The organism is Janibacter terrae NBRC 107853 (assembly GCF_001591405.1).
Lineage (GTDB): Bacteria > Actinomycetota > Actinomycetes > Actinomycetales > Dermatophilaceae > Janibacter > Janibacter terrae.
This window is the reverse complement of record NZ_BCUV01000003.1, coordinates 228,018-243,585: the sequence shown is the minus strand read 5'-3', so window position 1 is coordinate 243,585 and position 15,568 is coordinate 228,018. Positions and strand designations below refer to the sequence as shown.

14 protein-coding genes and 1 tRNA gene are annotated in these 15,568 nt (G+C 73.1%); 5 read left to right on the top strand and 10 right to left on the bottom strand.

Features of this window, described 5'->3' with window-relative positions:
• Positions 1 to 12 precede the first annotated feature (12 nt).
• The gene (locus tag JT1_RS03635; RefSeq protein WP_068323161.1) at positions 13 to 474 is read right to left on the bottom strand and encodes a hypothetical protein; all 462 of its coding nucleotides are present in this window, start codon (positions 472 to 474) and stop codon (positions 13 to 15) included.
• Positions 471 to 947 carry a hypothetical protein gene (locus tag JT1_RS03630; protein ID WP_169701833.1) on the bottom strand — a complete coding sequence of 159 codons (477 nt, stop codon included), beginning with the start codon at positions 945 to 947 and terminating at the stop codon, positions 471 to 473. The genes JT1_RS03635 and JT1_RS03630 overlap by 4 nt, the downstream gene beginning before the upstream one ends.
• Before the next feature lie 214 nt (positions 948 to 1,161).
• On the opposite strand from JT1_RS03630, the gene JT1_RS03625 reads away from it, so the two are divergent.
• Together JT1_RS03625 and JT1_RS03620 are read left to right on the top strand one after the other, a co-directional pair.
• The gene (locus JT1_RS03625; protein WP_068323154.1) at positions 1,162 to 1,824 is read left to right on the top strand and encodes a hypothetical protein; all 663 of its coding nucleotides are present in this window, start codon (positions 1,162 to 1,164) and stop codon (positions 1,822 to 1,824) included.
• Positions 1,825 to 1,897: 73 nt separating this feature from the next.
• On the top strand, positions 1,898 to 2,851 hold the full coding sequence (locus tag JT1_RS03620) for a transporter substrate-binding domain-containing protein (RefSeq protein ID WP_169701832.1): 954 nt from the start codon (positions 1,898 to 1,900) through the stop codon (positions 2,849 to 2,851).
• Positions 2,852 to 2,978: 127 nt separating this feature from the next.
• Here the strand turns inward: JT1_RS03620 and JT1_RS03615 are convergent.
• From JT1_RS03615 to JT1_RS03590, 6 genes are all read right to left on the bottom strand, one after another.
• Positions 2,979 to 3,051: transfer RNA gene (locus JT1_RS03615), tRNA-Asn, on the bottom strand.
• Positions 3,052 to 3,107: 56 nt separating this feature from the next.
• Positions 3,108 to 3,611, bottom strand: coding sequence for a hypothetical protein (locus JT1_RS03610; protein ID WP_068323148.1), 504 nt, complete (start codon positions 3,609 to 3,611; stop codon positions 3,108 to 3,110).
• Complete coding sequence (gene dnaG, locus JT1_RS03605) at positions 3,608 to 5,530, bottom strand: DNA primase (protein ID WP_068323145.1); 1,923 nt, start codon at positions 5,528 to 5,530, stop codon at positions 3,608 to 3,610. The genes JT1_RS03610 and dnaG overlap by 4 nt, the downstream gene beginning before the upstream one ends.
• Positions 5,531 to 5,598: 68 nt before the next feature.
• On the bottom strand, positions 5,599 to 6,063 hold the full coding sequence (locus tag JT1_RS03600; RefSeq protein ID WP_068323142.1) for an SMI1/KNR4 family protein: 465 nt from the start codon (positions 6,061 to 6,063) through the stop codon (positions 5,599 to 5,601).
• Positions 6,063 to 6,926, bottom strand: a complete 864-nt coding sequence (locus JT1_RS03595) for an HNH endonuclease (RefSeq protein ID WP_255218248.1) — start codon at positions 6,924 to 6,926, stop codon at positions 6,063 to 6,065. The genes JT1_RS03600 and JT1_RS03595 overlap by 1 nt, the downstream gene beginning before the upstream one ends.
• Positions 6,927 to 7,037: 111 nt before the next feature.
• A complete protein-coding gene (locus JT1_RS03590; protein WP_068323136.1) occupies positions 7,038 to 8,267 on the bottom strand; it encodes a deoxyguanosinetriphosphate triphosphohydrolase in 1,230 nt (409 codons plus the stop codon).
• Positions 8,268 to 8,380: 113 nt separating this feature from the next.
• Here JT1_RS03590 and JT1_RS03585 point away from each other — a divergent pair, with 113 nt between their 5' ends.
• Entirely contained in the window at positions 8,381 to 11,755 is a 3,375-nt protein-coding gene (locus JT1_RS03585; protein ID WP_068323132.1) for a pyruvate carboxylase, read from the top strand.
• Positions 11,756 to 11,758: 3 nt separating this feature from the next.
• Here the strand turns inward: JT1_RS03585 and dusB are convergent, their stop codons facing one another.
• Entirely contained in the window at positions 11,759 to 12,994 is a 1,236-nt protein-coding gene (gene dusB, locus JT1_RS03580) for a tRNA dihydrouridine synthase DusB (protein ID WP_068323129.1), read from the bottom strand.
• Between the two features lie 49 nt (positions 12,995 to 13,043).
• Between dusB and JT1_RS03575 the strand changes: the two genes are divergently transcribed.
• Positions 13,044 to 14,000 (top strand): cation diffusion facilitator family transporter, encoded by a 957-nt coding sequence (locus JT1_RS03575; RefSeq protein ID WP_169701831.1) that lies wholly within the window; start codon positions 13,044 to 13,046, stop codon positions 13,998 to 14,000.
• On the top strand, positions 13,997 to 14,821 hold the full coding sequence (locus JT1_RS03570; protein WP_068323123.1) for a sulfurtransferase: 825 nt from the start codon (positions 13,997 to 13,999) through the stop codon (positions 14,819 to 14,821). The genes JT1_RS03575 and JT1_RS03570 overlap by 4 nt, the downstream gene beginning before the upstream one ends.
• On the opposite strand, the gene JT1_RS03565 is transcribed toward JT1_RS03570, so the two are convergent.
• A complete protein-coding gene (locus tag JT1_RS03565) occupies positions 14,815 to 15,564 on the bottom strand; it encodes an alpha/beta fold hydrolase (protein WP_068323120.1) in 750 nt (249 codons plus the stop codon). The genes JT1_RS03570 and JT1_RS03565 overlap by 7 nt on opposite strands.
• Between the last annotated feature and the right edge of the window lie 4 nt (positions 15,565 to 15,568).

Genomic DNA, 15,568 nt, shown 5'->3' with positions numbered 1-15,568 from the left:
TTCGTCCCCCGCTCAGCGCGAGTCGTGGGTGATGACGAGCCACCAGCCCGAGCCGCCGCCCAGACGCGATGCGTCCGAGCGCGACGACAGGTCCAGGGCGCGTCGGACGCGCGAGTCGTGGACGGTCAGCTTCGTCGTGTTGCCGCCCCCGGAGGGGCCGGCCGAGATGCCCCGGGCGACGGCGGCCTCGTCGGGCGTCACCTCGATCGAGATGACGGGGTCGGAGGCGTGGTCGACGACGACGCGACCCCGGGCGTCCACGTGCGTGCCCCAGACGCCGCTGCAACCACTGCCGCTCCCACGGTCCAACCGAGGGGCGCGCGCCTGCGCGTCCCACTCGATGTGGCAGGCGATGACCTCGACCTGCGCGGGCGCGATGGCCGCAGGTCGGTTCGTCGACATCGCGTGCGACCCGGCTGCCCCACCGACGAGGCCGACGGCAACCAGGGCCGCGGCACCGGCGAGGCGCCTCACGACAGCACCCGTGTCGAGCTGAACCAGATGTTCGACGAGGCACCGGCCGCCCTGCGGTAGTCGGTGCTGCGGCCCAGGTGCAGGCGCCGCTTCAGGCGCGTGTCGTAGAGGCTCACCGTGGCGTACCGCGACGTGCCGTCGATGCCCGCCGCGATCCCGCGACCGGTGAGCGTCTCGTCCGACCCGGCGGACAGGCCAACCGTGCGCCCCGGTTCGCTGAAGTGGATCTGCAGCCGTCCCGTGCCCGTGATGTTGACGCTCTTCACCCCGACGCACGTGTGCGTGTGGTTGGCGTGCACCCGCGGCCCGTACGAGTACAGCCGGATCACGCACCCACCCACGTCGATCGACGACTGCACGCGCGTGACGTTCGCCGCCTCGGCAGGCGCACTCTGCACGACAGCGGCACCGCCGGTGACCCCGATCGCCAAGCCCACGGTCAGCACCGCGGTGCCCACACTCCTGGAACCCATGTCCATCCTCCCCGTCCTGGGCCGGCTCCTTGCCGGCACCGCCATCCCATCGGCCCGCTGTGAAACGATCATGAGATCCGGGTGAGAACTCCTTCATGGGGCCGGCCCCGGGCGCGCCTGCGCAGGGGTTGTCACCGCTCGGTCCTAGGCTGTGGATCGCCGGGGGGAGACGGTTTCCCAGCGGCGCTCCCTTCGCCACTCCCAGAGGACCCTCATGCTCAAGCGCGTCGCGGCTGCTGCCGCTCTCTCCCTCGTCCCGACCGTCATGGTCGCCGCCCCCTCGCAGGCCGCGTACTCCTGCTCGATCAGCGTGCCGAGCAAGGTCTCGGTCACGAGCACCTACCGGGCGATCACCGCGAAGTTCAGTGCCGGCTGCCTGGGGTACACCGAGTCCGCGTGGTGGGACATCATGCACCCGACCCAGGGCTGGGAAGGTTCCTTCAACTTCGACGGCGCCAGCAGCGACGTCGAGGACTGGTACGACTGGTCCCCGCTCGGGACCTACACGATCCGTCCCGACTTCGCGTACGACTACAACTACAACGACGTCAACCAGAACACCCGCACGATGACCGTGCGCCTCGGGTCCCGGACCGCGGCCAGCAGCTCGCGCAGCGGTCGCTACGTCACGGTCAGGGCGACCGCGACCCGCTACTCCCCCAGCGCCGGGACCTACCGCGCCTGGTCGGGCGCCAAGGTCTCCCTGCGGCAGAAGTCCTGCTCGTCGTGCTCGTGGAAGTGGGTCAGGTCCGGCACCACCGACCGCTACGGCCGGGTCTCCCTCAAGGCCTACGCCTCCACCACCCGCTACTGGCAGATCGCGACCGTCGACACCTCCAACACCTGGGGCAAGGCCTCGACGACGCTCAAGCGCTGACGCGCGACGGACTCCCCCCTTCGTCATGGCAGCGGGCCTGAGAGGATGGTCCCGATCGACGAAGGGGGATGACGTGCGCCGTGCCCGGGTGGTGACCGCAACCGCGCTCGGCGCTGCCCTGCTGAGCGCGTGCGTGCGCCCGGTCGACGTCGAGCCGACCGGGCCGACGAGCCCCGTGGTCTCGACGCAGGCGCCCGCGAGCACCTCGTCCCCGAGCGGCACCTCGTCACCCTCCCTGCACGAGACCGACCTGCCGAGCACGCTGCGCGTGGCGATCTCCTTCGACCAACCGGGGGTCGGGCTGCGCGAGGGGGACACGTACTCGGGTCTGGACGTCGATGTCGCGCGCTACATCGCCCGCCACCTGGGTATCGACCGGATCAGCTTCGTCGAGGGCATGACCGACCAGCGCGAGACGCTGCTCGCGACCGGCCAGGCCGACCTCGTGCTCTCCTCGTACTCGATCACGCCCGAGCGCAAGGACGAGGTGACCTTCGCCGGGCCCTACCTCACGACCGGGCAGGACCTGCTCGTCTCCTCCCGCAGCACGATCCGCTCCCCCGGACAGCTGCGCGGCTTCACCGTCTGCAGCGTGCAGGGGTCCACGTCGACGAGCGAGCTCGTCGACGACCACCCCGGTCTGCACCTGACCGTCCAGCCGCGCGTGTCCGACTGCGTCAAGCTGCTCGAGGAGGGCAAGGTCAAGGCCGTGACCTCCGACGCGGCGATCCTCGCGGGTTTCGCCAGGCGCTCGCGTGCCCCCGACAAGCTGCGCCTCAGCGGGCACAGCTTCGCCCGTGAGCGGTGGGGCGTCGCGATGCGCCCGGCCGACAGCGCGCTGTGCGAGGACGTGAGCGCGGCGCTGGAGGACATGGTCGACTCCGGCGCCTGGAAGAAGGCCGTGCGCAGCAACCTCGCGACGTCGATGCTGCCGACGTCCACGCTCCGGCCACCGAAGCTGCAGGACTGCCCTCCCCCGCCGGCGAGCGAGAGCTCCTCGTCGAGCGTGACCTCCGGGACGAGCTAGCTGACTCACACCACGTCGGGACCGGCCGCCAGGTCGGCGACGTCCAGGACGGGGATCTCACGCGAGGTCCGAGCACATGAAAAGGGCCCCGGGCCAGGCACACAGCCTGTCCGGGGCCCTCATCGGGCTCCCCCACTTGGACTCGAACCAAGAACCCTCCGATTAACAGTCGAATGCTCTGCCAATTGAGCTATGGGGGACCGCGCCGAAGCGCTGCGCCACCATAGCAAGAACTCAGCGCGGGACGTAATCGGGATCAGGGCTCGCGACCGACCTGCTCGGCGAGCCGCGCGGCGGCCGCCTCGGTGGCCGCGACGAGCTCCGGGTCGTCGGGGTCGCAGCGGGGGCCGACGATCGTCTGGGCGAGGATCCGGTCGGTCGCGAGGTCCTTGCGCAGCACCACGCGCGCTCGTCGCGTGCGGTCCAGGACGACCTCCTCGACGAGCACGATGCTGGCCTGCACCCGCTCGTGGAAGGCGTCCGGGACGCCCCCCGCCTCGGTGAGCACCCACCGCCCCGCGGGCGCGTGGTCGACCCACGTCACCGACAGGGTGTCGGTCCCGGGGTCCCACCGCCCGCGGTCGACGAGGTGCCAGGCACGCCCTTCGTCCGTCTCGCCGGGGACGAGGAGCCGGTGCGACGTGAGCACGAGCGTCGACTCCCCGGCCCGGGCGGTCGCGAGCACCCGCTCGCCGCGCGCGAGCGCCACGTCGTCGGGCACGGGGACGGCGCGCTCGCGCCGCCAGCGGAACCGGCTCACTGGACCGCCTCCCTCAGGGCGGCGCGCTGCCGCTCGAGCGTCTGCAGGGCCAGGGACAGCTCGCGCAGTGCGCCCTGGTCCGCGGACGGGTCGGCGGCGAGGCGTCGCATCTGCGACATCGCGTCGGAGATGCGGCGACTGATCGAGACCTCGCGCACGCGCACGAGCAGCGATCGGGTGTAGCTCGGTGGGGGCATGCCGGTCGACTGGTCGTGGACGACGGGAAGGGGGGCGACCGACAGCTCGGCGACGAGCGAGGTCACGGCGAGCGGCGTCGCCTCGTCGATCCGGGCGTGCCACGACGAGAGCGTCACGCCCTGCTCGAGCGGCCCGACCTCGCGTATCGCGTCGAAGACCGACCGGTGGGCCGGCGCGGTGAAGCTCTCCGGCTCGATGGCGTCGAGGTCCTCGGGGCTGAACATCTGGGGGTGCTGGAGCAGCGACTGGAGCAGCTGCCGCTCGGCCATGACGATCGGGTCGCGCAGGTTGGGCGCCGGGATGCCGGAGGAGGCCTCGCCCCGGGTCGGCTCGGGGGTCTCCGGGTTGGCGCGGGAGTCCCCCTTCGCGTCCTCGCGTGCCTGCAGGCGACCGGCCCGGTCGACCGCGCTGCGCATCTGGTCCACCTCGACGCCGACCCAGCCGGCGACCGTGCGCACGTACTCGGGGCGGAGGGAGGTGTCGCGGATGCTGTTGATGACGGGCGCGACGGCGCGCATCCCCTGCACCCGCCCCTCGGCGGTCGAGAGGTCGAAGCGCGCGAGGAGCGTCCGCACGGCGAACTCGAACATCGGCACCGCGTCCTCGACGAGCTCGCGGACGGCGGTGTCGCCCTCGCGCAGGCGCAGGTCGCACGGGTCCATGCCGTCCTTGGCCACCGCAACGAAGCTCTGGCTGGCCCACTTGTCGTCCTGGGCGTAGGCGGCCATCGCGGCCTTCTGCCCGGCCGCGTCACCGTCGAAGGTGAAGATGACCTTGGCGGGTGCGAGGTCCTCCTCGTCCCGCACGATGCGCCGGATGACCTTGATGTGGTCCGCCCCGAAGGAGGTGCCGCAGGTCGCGACGGCGCCCTCGACCCCGGACAGGTGCGCGGCCATGACGTCGCTGTACCCCTCGACGACGACGACGCGACGCTCGTCCCGGATGGCCTTCTTCGCCAGGTCGAGGCCGTAGAGGACGTTGGACTTCTTGTAGATCGGCGTCTCGGTGGTGTTGAGGTACTTCGCGCCGATGCGGTCGTTGTCCCACAGCCGCCGCGCGCCGAACCCGATGGTGTCGCCGGTGATGTCGCGGATCGGCCAGACGAGCCGGCCGCGGAAGCGGTCGTAGAGCCCGCGCGAGCCGCGCCCGCACAGGCCACCGATCGTCAGCTCCTCGTCGCTGAAGCCCTTGCCGCGCAGGTGGCGGGCGAGCTCCTCGCCGGAGCGGGGCGCGTAGCCGATGCCGAAGAGCTTGGCCTCGGGCGAGGCGAACCCCCGCTCCCGCAGGAAGTCCCGGCCGATGCGCGCCTCGGGCGTCTCGAGCAGCCGGGAGTGGTAGAACTCTGCCGCAGCGCGGTGCGCCTCGATGAGCCGCGAGCGCTTGCCGAGCCCCACCCCGTCGCGGGGGCCGCCGCCCTCCTCGTAGCGCAGCTCCATCCCGAGCTTGCCGGCGAGCCGCTCGACGGCCTCGGCGAAGGTCAGGTGGTCGAGCTTCTGCACGAAGGAGATGACGTCACCGCCCTCGCCGCAGCCGAAGCAGTGGTACGCGCCGACGGTCTCGCGGACGGTGAAGCTCGGCGTCTTCTCGTCGTGGAAGGGGCACAGGCCCTTCATCGAGCCGATGCCGGCGGCGCGCAGGTTGACGTGCTCACGGACGACGTCGGTGATCGAGGAGCGCTCCTTGACCGCCTGCACGTCCTCGGCACGGATCCGTCCCGCCACGGCCACCTCCTGGTCTCGCCCTCGTGGCCTCCGAGTCTAGGTGCCGGCGGCGGCCGGGCCGGGCCCGGTCACCAGGGGACGGCGCGCAGCCCGTCGACGAAGGGGGTGAACCCGTCCGTCACGCGGGTCAGGCCGGCCCACGACGGCCCGTCGGCGGACTCCTCCTCGTGCGCCCAGGACCACACGGACCCGGCGTGCTCGCCCGCCACAGCGAGGCAGACGAGGTCGCCGGCGTCGTTGGTCGCGATCGGGGTGACCTCGGGCGGCAGCCGCCGGTCGTACACACCGCGGGCCCCGCCGAGGTCGAGCTCGCGGTCCGCCACCCCGAGCCCGAAGAAGATCGTGACCACGGGGTGGGTGCGCTCCTCGACCGAGAGGTCGTCGGTGCCGTACTTGAGGTCGTCCTCGGTGACGCCACCACCGTTGCCCTGCAACCACGCCCGGTAGTCGGCAGGCAACGGCACGCCGAGGGCGGCCTCGAGGGCGCGCAGGCTCGACTCGTCGGGTGCTGGGTAGCTGGTGCGGAAGTCCATCAGTCGCTCGTCTCGGCTCCGTCGTGCTTGTGCAGTGACCGGCCCCCAGCATGCTTGACCGCGGCGTGGAGGTCACGCGGGACGAGGACGAGCTCACCGCGCCCGCTCTCGGGGTCGTAGGCGTGCGTGTGGTGCCAGACCCAGTCCTCCTGGAGCGCCTTGGCCTCGTCCTTGTCGATGCCGGCCGCCCCGTAGGCGAGCCGGATGTCCTTGCTCGAGGTCTCGGTGAGCTCGATGAGCACCGGCCCGTGCTCCGCGTTGACGTAGGGGTAGAAGTCCGGGAAGCCGAACTCGTCGATCTCCACCCCGTCGGGGTAGCGCTCCTGCAGCTCCTCGCTCCACTGGGGGCCGTCGTACGTCCGCCCCGCGAAGTCGTTGTTCGGCACGGCCCGCCCGCTGACGATCGCCGTCCCCTCCTCCGGGTCGATGTCCCATGCCGGGTTGACGCCGTCGGTGTGCTCCGCCCGCCACCGCTCCGCCTCCCCCTCGGTCATCTGGCCGGTCCCGGGGTCCGGCGCCCCCGCCATGACGGTCCGCGGGGCGGGGTTGGTGTCTGCCGCGGACGTCTTGGTCGACGAAGGGGGTGCCCCGCCCCCTTCGCCCGACGTCGCGTCCTGCGACGCGGCACCCCGGTGCAACGCGGCGACGACCTCGTGCAGGGTCCGGGCCGCATCCGTCAGCCGCGGGCTGAGGTCGTCCCACTCCGAGAGCAGCGCCTCGGTGTCGCCCCCCTGCCAGGCCCCGCGCAGGACCAGGGAGCTCGCCTGCCCGGAGGTCCGCAGGTCCTCGACCGTGCGGGCCTGCGCGCGCAGGGTCGCCGCGACCTCCCGGACCCGCGCGGGGTCCATCGCGTGGGTGAGCATCACGTGCTTCTCCTGCCGGTGGCCTCTCGGTCGCACCGACCCTGTCAGCAGCCCCCGAGGAGCGGGAATGGGGAGGACTCCCCTGTCACCCGGGGTTCACCCGGCGGCTGCTCAGCAGTGCGCGGCGTGCAGCGCGAGCGCGCGCACGTCGGTCAGGCCGGCCACCTGGTCGACGACGACACGCAGCCGGGCGGCGTCGTCGGGGGCGGCCTCGAGGTCGGGGCGCAGGTCGGCGTCCAAGCGCGCCTCGGGGTCGGCCGTGAACCACTGGACGAGGTCGGCCACGACACGGCGCTGGTGGGCGTACTCGTCGTCCCGCTCCCCCGAGAACATGACGAAGTGGGCGGCGACCGCCTTGAGCACGGCCACCTCGGCGCGCGACTCGTCCGGCACGACGAGGCGGGCATCGTAGCGGCCGAGGTCGCCCGGGCCGTGGACCGCGCGCGTCGCCGCCTCGGCGGCGTGGACGAAGCGCCCGATGACCCGTGAGGTCATGTCCTTCAGCCCCGCGAGGGCGACCCGGGACCCGTCGTAGTCCGTGGGGACCGCGCCCGTGGCGAGCAGGCGTTCGAGGCCCGCGCCCACGGCGTCCCGACCCAGGTCCGGGGCGAAGTGGGTCGCGGCGACCGAGAGCACGGCCCCGGCGTCGCTGCCGTCACGCAGCCGCCGCAGGTCGAGCCGGCCCGAGGCCACCGCGTCCTCCACGTCGTGGACGGAGTACGCCACGTCGTCCGACCAGTCCATGACGTCGGCCTCGAGGCAGCGCACGACACCGCCGGGCCCCCCTTCGCGCATCCACTCGAAGACCGCCACGTCGTCCTCGTACACGCCGAACTTGGGTGTGGGAGCAGGCCCGTGACCGCGCCGCCACGGGTACTTGGTCGCCGCGTCGAGGCTCGCGCGGGTGAGGTTGAGGCCGGCCGGGCGACCGTCGGGGTGGACCCGCTTGGGCTCGAGCCGGGTGAGGATCCGCAGGGTCTGCGCATTGCCCTCGAACCCGCCGATCCCGGCCGCGACCTCGTCCAGCGCCGTCTCCCCGTTGTGCCCGAAGGGGGGATGCCCGAGGTCGTGCGCGAGGCAGGCGACCTCGACGACGTCGGCCCGGCAGCCGAGGGCCCCACCGAACTCGCGGCCGATCTGCGCGACCTCGAGGCTGTGCGTGAGCCGGTTGCGGACGAAGTCGTCGCTGCCGGGCCCGAGCACCTGCGTCTTGGCGGAGAGACGGCGCAGGGCGGCCGAGTGGATGAGACGACCCCGGTCGCGCGCGAAGTCGTCACGGTCGGCCCGCTTGTGCACCGGGTCCTCGGAGACCCACCGCTCCCGGTCGCTGCTCTCGCTCACGCTGGCGAGCCTACGACGGGCGACGCGCACTCCACCCTGCGGAACGCCGCCTTCGTCATCGCACCGGTGGGGCTAGCGTTGCGGGGACACTGCCGACACACCCCGGAGGCTCCATGTTCCGCAAGATCCTCGTCGCCAACCGAGGCGAGATCGCCATCCGTGCCTTCCGCGCGGCCACCGAGCTCGACGCGACCACCGTCGCCGTCTACCCGGTCGAGGACCGCATGTCGGAGCACCGGATGAAGGCCGACGAGGCCTACGTCATCGGCGAGGCCGGTCACCCCGTCCGCGCCTACCTCGACCCGCAGGAGATCGTGCGGGTCGCCCGCGAGGCCGGCGCCGACGCCGTCTACCCGGGCTACGGGTTCCTCTCCGAGAACCCCCAGCTCGCCGAGGAGTGCGCCCGCCACGGCATCACCTTCATCGGCCCGCCGGCGGAGGTCCTCGAGCTCACCGGCAACAAGGCCCGCGCGATCGCCGCGGCGAAGGCCGCCGGCCTGCCGACCCTCGTCGGCGCCGACGCGACGACCGACCTCGACGCCCTCGAGGCCGCGGCCGAGGAGATCGGCTTCCCCGTCTTCGTCAAGGCCGTGAGCGGTGGCGGCGGGCGCGGCATGCGCCGGGTGGGACGACGGGAGGACCTGCGCGCCGCGCTCGAGGCGGCCCAGCGCGAGGCCGAGTCCGCCTTCGGCGACCCCACGCTCTACCTCGAGGAGGCCGTGGTCAACCCGCGCCACATCGAGGTCCAGGTCGTCGGTGACGCCTCCGGCGAGGTGCTGCACTTCTTCGAGCGCGACTGCTCGGTGCAGCGCCGCCACCAGAAGGTCGTCGAGATCGCCCCGGCCCCCAACCTCGACCCGGACCTGCGCGCGCGGATGTGCGCCGACGCGGTGGCCTTCGCCCGGTCGATCGGCTACGTCAACGCCGGCACCGTGGAGTTCCTCCTCGGCGAGGACGGCCGCTACGTCTTCATCGAGATGAACCCCCGCATCCAGGTCGAGCACACGGTCACCGAGGAGGTCACCGAGGTCGACCTCGTCGTCATGCAGATGCAGATCGCCGCGGGCGCCACGCTCGCCGGGCTCGGGCACCGGCAGGAGGACATCGGCACGCACGGCTTCGCGCTGCAGTGCCGCATCACCACCGAGGACCCGGCCAACGGCTTCCGCCCCGACTCCGGCACCATCTCGGCCTACCGCTCCGCCGGCGGGTCCGGCGTCCGGCTCGACGGCGGCACGACCTTCGTCGGTGCCGAGGTGAGCGCCCACTTCGACTCGATGCTCGTCAAGCTCACCTGCCGCGCCGCGACCTTCCCGCTCGCGGTCCGTCGCGCCCGCCGAGCGCTCGCCGAGTTCCGCGTGCGCGGCGTGGCGACCAACCTCCCCTTCCTCGAGGCCGTGCTCGCCGACCCGGCCTTCCAGGAGGGGCGCGTCACGACGAGCTTCATCGACGAGCGCCCCCACCTCGTCGACGCGCCCGTCGGCAAGGACCGGGCCACCAAGCTGCTCACCTACCTGGCCGACGTCACCGTCAACCGCCCGCACGGCCCCCGGACGAGCGACCTGCGCCCACGCACCAAGCTGCCCGAGCTGCCGACCGGCGACCGGCCCGAAGGCAGCCGCGACCGCCTCCTGCGCCTCGGCCCGGCCGGCTTCGCCACCGACCTGCGCGAGCGCACCGACGTCCAGGTCACCGACACGACCTTCCGCGACGCCCACCAGTCGCTCCTCGCGACCCGCGTGCGCACCCGCGACCTGCTCCACGTCGCCGAGCACGTCTCCCGCCTCACCCCGCAGCTGCTCTCGGTCGAGGCCTGGGGCGGGGCGACCTACGACGTCGCCCTGCGCTTCCTCCACGAGGACCCGTGGGAGCGGCTCGCGGCCCTGCACGAGGCCATGCCCAACATCGCGCTGCAGATGCTCCTGCGCGGTCGCAACACCGTCGGCTACACGCCCTACCCCACGACGGTCACCGATGCCTTCGTCGCCGAGGCGGCGCGCAGCGGCCTGTCGGTCTTCCGCATCTTCGACTCGCTCAACGACGTCAGCCAGATGCGCCCGGCGGTCGAGTCGGTCCTCGCCACCGACACGGCCGTGGCCGAGGTCGCCCTGTGCTACACCGGCAACCTGCTCGACCCGGGCGAGCGGCTCTACACGCTCGACTACTACCTGCGCCTCGCGGAGCAGATCGTCGACACCGGCGCGCACGTCCTCGCGATCAAGGACATGGCCGGGCTCCTGCGGGCGCCCGCCGCCGCCACCCTCGTGCGGGCGCTGCGGGAGCGCTTCGACCTGCCCGTCCACCTGCACACGCACGACACCGCGGGCGGCCAGATCGGCACCCTCCTCGCGGCGATCGACGCGGGCGTCGACGCGGTCGACGCCGCGAGCGCGACGATGGCCGGCACGACCTCGCAGCCCTCCCTCTCCGCCCTCGTCGGCGCGACCGACGGCACCGGCCGGCCGACCGGCCTGGACATCGAGCAGGTCTTCGCCCTCGAGCCGTACTGGGAGGGGGTGCGCCGCCTCTACGCCCCCTTCGAGTCCGGCCTGGCCTCCCCCACCGGGCGGGTCTACCGCCACGAGATCCCGGGTGGCCAGCTGTCCAACCTGCGCCAGCAGGCGATCGCCCTCGGCCTCGGCGACCGGTTCGAGGAGGTCGAGGACATGTACGCCGCGGCCAACGCCATGCTCGGCAACATCGTCAAGGTGACGCCGAGCAGCAAGGTCGTCGGTGACCTCGCGCTCGCCCTCGTCGGCCTCGGCGCCGACCCGGCCGAGTTCGAGGCCGACCCGGCCCGCTTCGACATCCCGGACTCGGTCATCGGCTTCCTCCGCGGCGACCTCGGCGACCCGCCCGGCGGCTGGCCCGAGCCCTTCCGCAGCAAGGCGCTCGAGGGCCGTCGCGAGCAGCCCCCGACCGCCGAGCTGACGCCGGAGCAGGAGCAGGCCCTGCGGGAGCACCCGCGCGAGACCCTCAACGAGCTGCTCTTCCCCGGACCGACCGACGAGATGCGCACGGCGCGAGCCACCTTCGGCGACACCTCGGTCCTCGACACGGGCCTCTTCCTCCACGGCCTGGAGCAGGGCGAGGAGCACGACGTGGAGATCGAGCCGGGCAAGACGCTGACCTTCGGCCTGTCCTCGGTCAGCGAGCCCGACGAGCAGGGCATGCGCACCGTCATGGGCACGGTCAACGGTCAGCTGCGCCCGGTACAGGTCCGCGACCGCACGGTCGAGGCGGACGTCGTCGCCGCGGAGAAGGCCGACCCGAGCGCCGCCGGTCACGTCGCGGCCCCCTTCGCCGGGGTCGTGACGCTCCAGGTCGCCGAGGGCGACGAGGTCGCGGCGGGGGCCACGGTCGCGACGATCGAGGCGATGAAGATGGAGGCCGCGATCACCACCCAGCAGGCCGGCACCGTGCGCCGCGTCGCCGTCGGCGCGCGCCAGCAGGTCGAAGGGGGCGACCTGCTCGTCGTCGTCGGGTGAGGGTCAGCCGCCGTCGGCGACCGACTGCTCGGCGGCGGCGACCTGCGCCCGCTGGGCCTCGTCGAGCTCCTGCGAGGCGAGCCAGTTCTCCGGCAGGGCGACGACGCGGGCGGAGCCGGCACGACCGCGCTGGCCCTCCGCGGCCTCGCCCGGCCAGGGACTGGTGGGGTCCATCGTCGCGATGAGCCGGTCGAGGGCGGCGAGCGAGTCGACGAGCGCGAGCTGGTTGCGCACGGTCGAGCCGGCCGGGAAGCCCTTGAGGTACCAGGCGATGTGCTTGCGGATGTCGCGGCAGGCGCGCAGCTCGTCGCCGTCGTAGAAGTCGGTGAGCAGCTCGGCGTGCCGGCGCAGGGTCGCGGTGACCTCCGCGAGGGTCGGGCGCACCCGCACCTGCGTGCCGGCGAAGGCGGCCGAGAGGTCGGCGAAGAGCCAGGGCCGGCCGAGGCACCCCCGCCCGACGACGACCCCGTCGCAGCCGGTCTCCTCGACCATGCGCAGCGCGTCCTCGGCCGACCAGATGTCGCCGTTGCCGAGCACCGGGACGGAGGTCACGGTCTCCTTCAGGAGCCGGATGTGTCCCCAGTCCGCCTGCCCGGAGTAGGCCTGGCTCGCGGTGCGCGCGTGCAACGACACGGCCGCGACGCCCTCCTCGACGGCGGCGGTCGCGGCCTCGAGGTAGGTGTGGTGCTCGGCGTCGATCCCGACGCGCATCTTCACGGTGACGGGGATCTCCCCCTTCGCCCCCTCGGTGACCGCGGCGGCGACGATCGCGCGGAAGAGGTCGCGCTTCCACGGCAGCGCCGCGCCGCCACCCTTGCGGGTGACCTTGGGGACCGGGCAGCCGAAGTTGAGGTCGATGTGGTCGGCGCGCTCCTCCGTGACGAGCATCCGCACGGCGGCGGCCGTCGTCGCCGGGTCGACGCTGTAGAGCTGCACGCTGCGGGGGCGCTCGTCCCCGTCGTGCTCGATGAGGCGCATCGACTCCGGCGTGCGCTCGACGAGGGCGCGCGAGGTGACCATCTCGTTGACGTAGAGGCTGCTCGCGCCCGTCAGGCCGCTCGCGGCGAGCCCTGCGTCGCCCGCCTCGCGGCACAGCCGACGGAAGGCGCGGTTGGTGATGCCGGCCATGGGGGCGAGGACGACCGGTGAGTCGATGACGTGGCGGCCGATGCGAAGGGGAGGCAGCACGCGCTCCCCCGTGGTCGCCGGGGTGGTGGGATCAAGGGTCTGGGTGCTCATCGCGCCTCCCAGTGTCGCACCGCGAGCACGAGCAGGGACAATCGCACACATGGACTCCCCGGCCACCTCCCGACCCAACCTCGAGAAGTTCGCCTGGCTCTCGATCGCCGCGGCCGTGGCGACCATCGCCCTCAAGACGGGCGCCTGGTACATCACCGACTCCGTCGGCCTGCTCGCCGACGCCGCCGAGTCCATCGTCAACCTCGTCGCGGCGATCGCCGTGCTGATCGCGCTGCGCGTGGCCGCGCGGGCCGCCGACGACAACCACCACTACGGTCACAGCAAGGCCGAGTACTTCTCCGCCGCGATCGAGGGCGGGATGATCTTCGTCGCCGCGACCTTCATCATCTGGCAGTCGATCGCGCGCCTGCTCGACCCGCAGCCGATCAGCCAGGCCGGCATCGGCCTGACCATCTCGGTGGTCGCCTCGGTCATCAACGGCGCCGTCGCCCTAGTGCTCCTGCGCGCCGGGCGCGAGCACCGGTCGATCACCCTGCGGGCGGACGGGCAGCACCTGCTCACCGACGTGTGGACCTCCGTCGGCGTGCTCGTCGGCGTGCTCCTCGTCGTGGTCACCGGGATCGAGCAGCTCGACCCGATCGTCGCGCTGCTCGTCGGTGCCAACATCATCTGGACCGGGTGGAAGCTCCTCGACGAGTCCGGACGCGGCCTGATGGACGAGGCGCTCGACCCCGAGGTCAACGCCGCCCTCGCCGCCGTGCTGGAGGCCCAGCGCACCGCTGAGATCGACTTCCACGGCCTGCGCACCCGCGGCGCCGGCCACCTGTCCTTCGCGGAGGTGCACGTCCTCGTCCCCGGCGCGTGGTCGGTGCGCCGCGCCCACGACGTGGTCGAGGACCTCGAGCAGGTCCTCCACCGGGACTTCCCCGACCTCGAGGTCACCACCCACATCGAGCCGCGCGAGGACCCGCGCGCCTACCACGACTTCGGCGACTACGAGATCCCCATCGCCCCCCTGCACCCCCACCCCGAGGAGACCCCATGAGCGCCCTGATCACCGCCGCCGACCTGCAGCACGAGCTGGGTGACGACGACCTCGTCGTGCTCGACGTGCAGTACACGCTCGACGGGCAGGGTCCGGCGCTGTACGCCCAGGGCCACGTGCCGGGCGCTCCCTTCGTCGACCTCGACGCGGTCCTCGCCGGACCGCCCGGGGACGGCGGGCGCCACCCCCTCCCCGACGTCGCGGTCCTGCAGGAGGGCCTGCGCGCCGCCGGGATCGGCGACGACACGCGGGTCGTCGTCTACGACCAGGCGACCTCCCTCGGTGCCGCCCGCGCGTGGTGGGTCCTGCGGTGGGCGGGGATCGAGGACGTCCGGGTCCTCGACGGCGGCCTCGCCGCCTGGCGCGCCGCCGGCGGTGCCGTGAGCACCGAGCCGGTCACGCCGGAGCCCGGCGAGGTCCACCTCGAGGGCGACGAGCTCGTCGCCCTCGACGCCGAGGACGCGGCCGCGACCGCCAAGCTCGGCGTGCTCGTCGACGCCCGCTCCCCCGAGCGGTTCCGAGGGGAGAGCGAGCCGATCGACCCCGTCGCCGGCCACATCCCCGGAGCGGTCAACGTGCCGATGTCCGAGCTCGTCACCGACGACGGACGACTGCGCCCGGCGGCGCAGCTGCGGGAGCGCTTCGCCCGGGAGGGCATCGACGAGGTGACGGTCGTCGGCACCTACTGCGGCTCCGGCGTCACCGCGGCGCACACCGCCCTGGCGCTGCACGAGGCGGGCGTCGAGGCCGACGTCTACGTCGGCAGCTGGAGCGAGTGGATCACCGACCCGTCCCGCGAGATCGCGACCGGCGCTCAGTAGTCGGGCAGGGCGGCCACGAAGTCGCAGATCGCCTGCGCCACCGGCGCCGGGTGCGTCATCGGGGCGAAGTGCGTCGCGCCGTGCACGTGGACGACCTGCAGGTCCCGCCGCAGGCGACGGGCCGCGGCCTCGCCGACGCGGAACTGGTCGTACTCGCCGTTGATCGCGAGCACCGGCACGTCGACGTCCCGCAGCGAGGCGAGGTCGACCTCGTTGATGACCGCGTCCCAGGCGTCGGGGATCGCGGCGAGCCCCCGTCCCCGCTGGAGGACGGCCTGCGCGGTGCGCGGGCCGATGATCCGGCGCAGGGACGCCGCGTCGGTCTCCTCGATGCGCCCGACGCGCCGCTCGTCCCCGAGGCCGGCGCGCAAGGCGCTGCCGAAGGCGCGGTAGATGCCCGCGAGCCGCGAGGACGGCTGCGCGGTCGAGCCCAGGAGCACCAGCCCCGAGAGGACGTGGTGGTGGCGCGCCGCCCACTCCATCGAGACGTACCCGCCGAGGCTGTGCCCGGCGAGGACGACCCGGTGCGCCTGCGGGTCGAGCGCGGCGACGGCGTCGGTGACCGCGTCGAGCGCCGCCCCCATCGTGAAGGCGTCCGCCCGCCGCAGCCCGTGCCCGGGCAGGTCGAGGTGGTCGCAGACGACCCGGCCGAGGAGGGCCTCCTCCAGCGGGATCCACGCGGCGGCGTTGAGCCGGCTGCCGTGGACGAGCAGGAGGCGAAGGGGGGCTCCCCGCCCGGTCATCCCC

What these genes read in the sequence shown, in the direction of transcription:
- JT1_RS03630 (WP_169701833.1), bottom strand. Translation starts at nt 947, where the DNA reads ATGGGTTCCAGGAGTGTGGGCACCGCGGTGCTGACCGTGGGCTTGGCG.
- JT1_RS03625 (WP_068323154.1), top strand. Translation starts at nt 1,162, where the DNA reads ATGCTCAAGCGCGTCGCGGCTGCTGCCGCTCTCTCCCTCGTCCCGACC.
- JT1_RS03600 (WP_068323142.1), bottom strand. Translation starts at nt 6,063, where the DNA reads ATGGACTTCCGCACCAGCTACCCAGCACCCGACGAGTCGAGCCTGCGC.
- JT1_RS03595 (WP_255218248.1), bottom strand. Translation starts at nt 6,926, where the DNA reads ATGCTCACCCACGCGATGGACCCCGCGCGGGTCCGGGAGGTCGCGGCG.
- JT1_RS03585 (WP_068323132.1), top strand. Translation starts at nt 8,381, where the DNA reads ATGTTCCGCAAGATCCTCGTCGCCAACCGAGGCGAGATCGCCATCCGT.
- dusB (WP_068323129.1), bottom strand. Translation starts at nt 12,994, where the DNA reads ATGAGCACCCAGACCCTTGATCCCACCACCCCGGCGACCACGGGGGAG.
- JT1_RS03575 (WP_169701831.1), top strand. Translation starts at nt 13,044, where the DNA reads ATGGACTCCCCGGCCACCTCCCGACCCAACCTCGAGAAGTTCGCCTGG.
- JT1_RS03570 (WP_068323123.1), top strand. Translation starts at nt 13,997, where the DNA reads ATGAGCGCCCTGATCACCGCCGCCGACCTGCAGCACGAGCTGGGTGAC.
- JT1_RS03565 (WP_068323120.1), bottom strand. Translation starts at nt 15,564, where the DNA reads ATGACCGGGCGGGGAGCCCCCCTTCGCCTCCTGCTCGTCCACGGCAGC.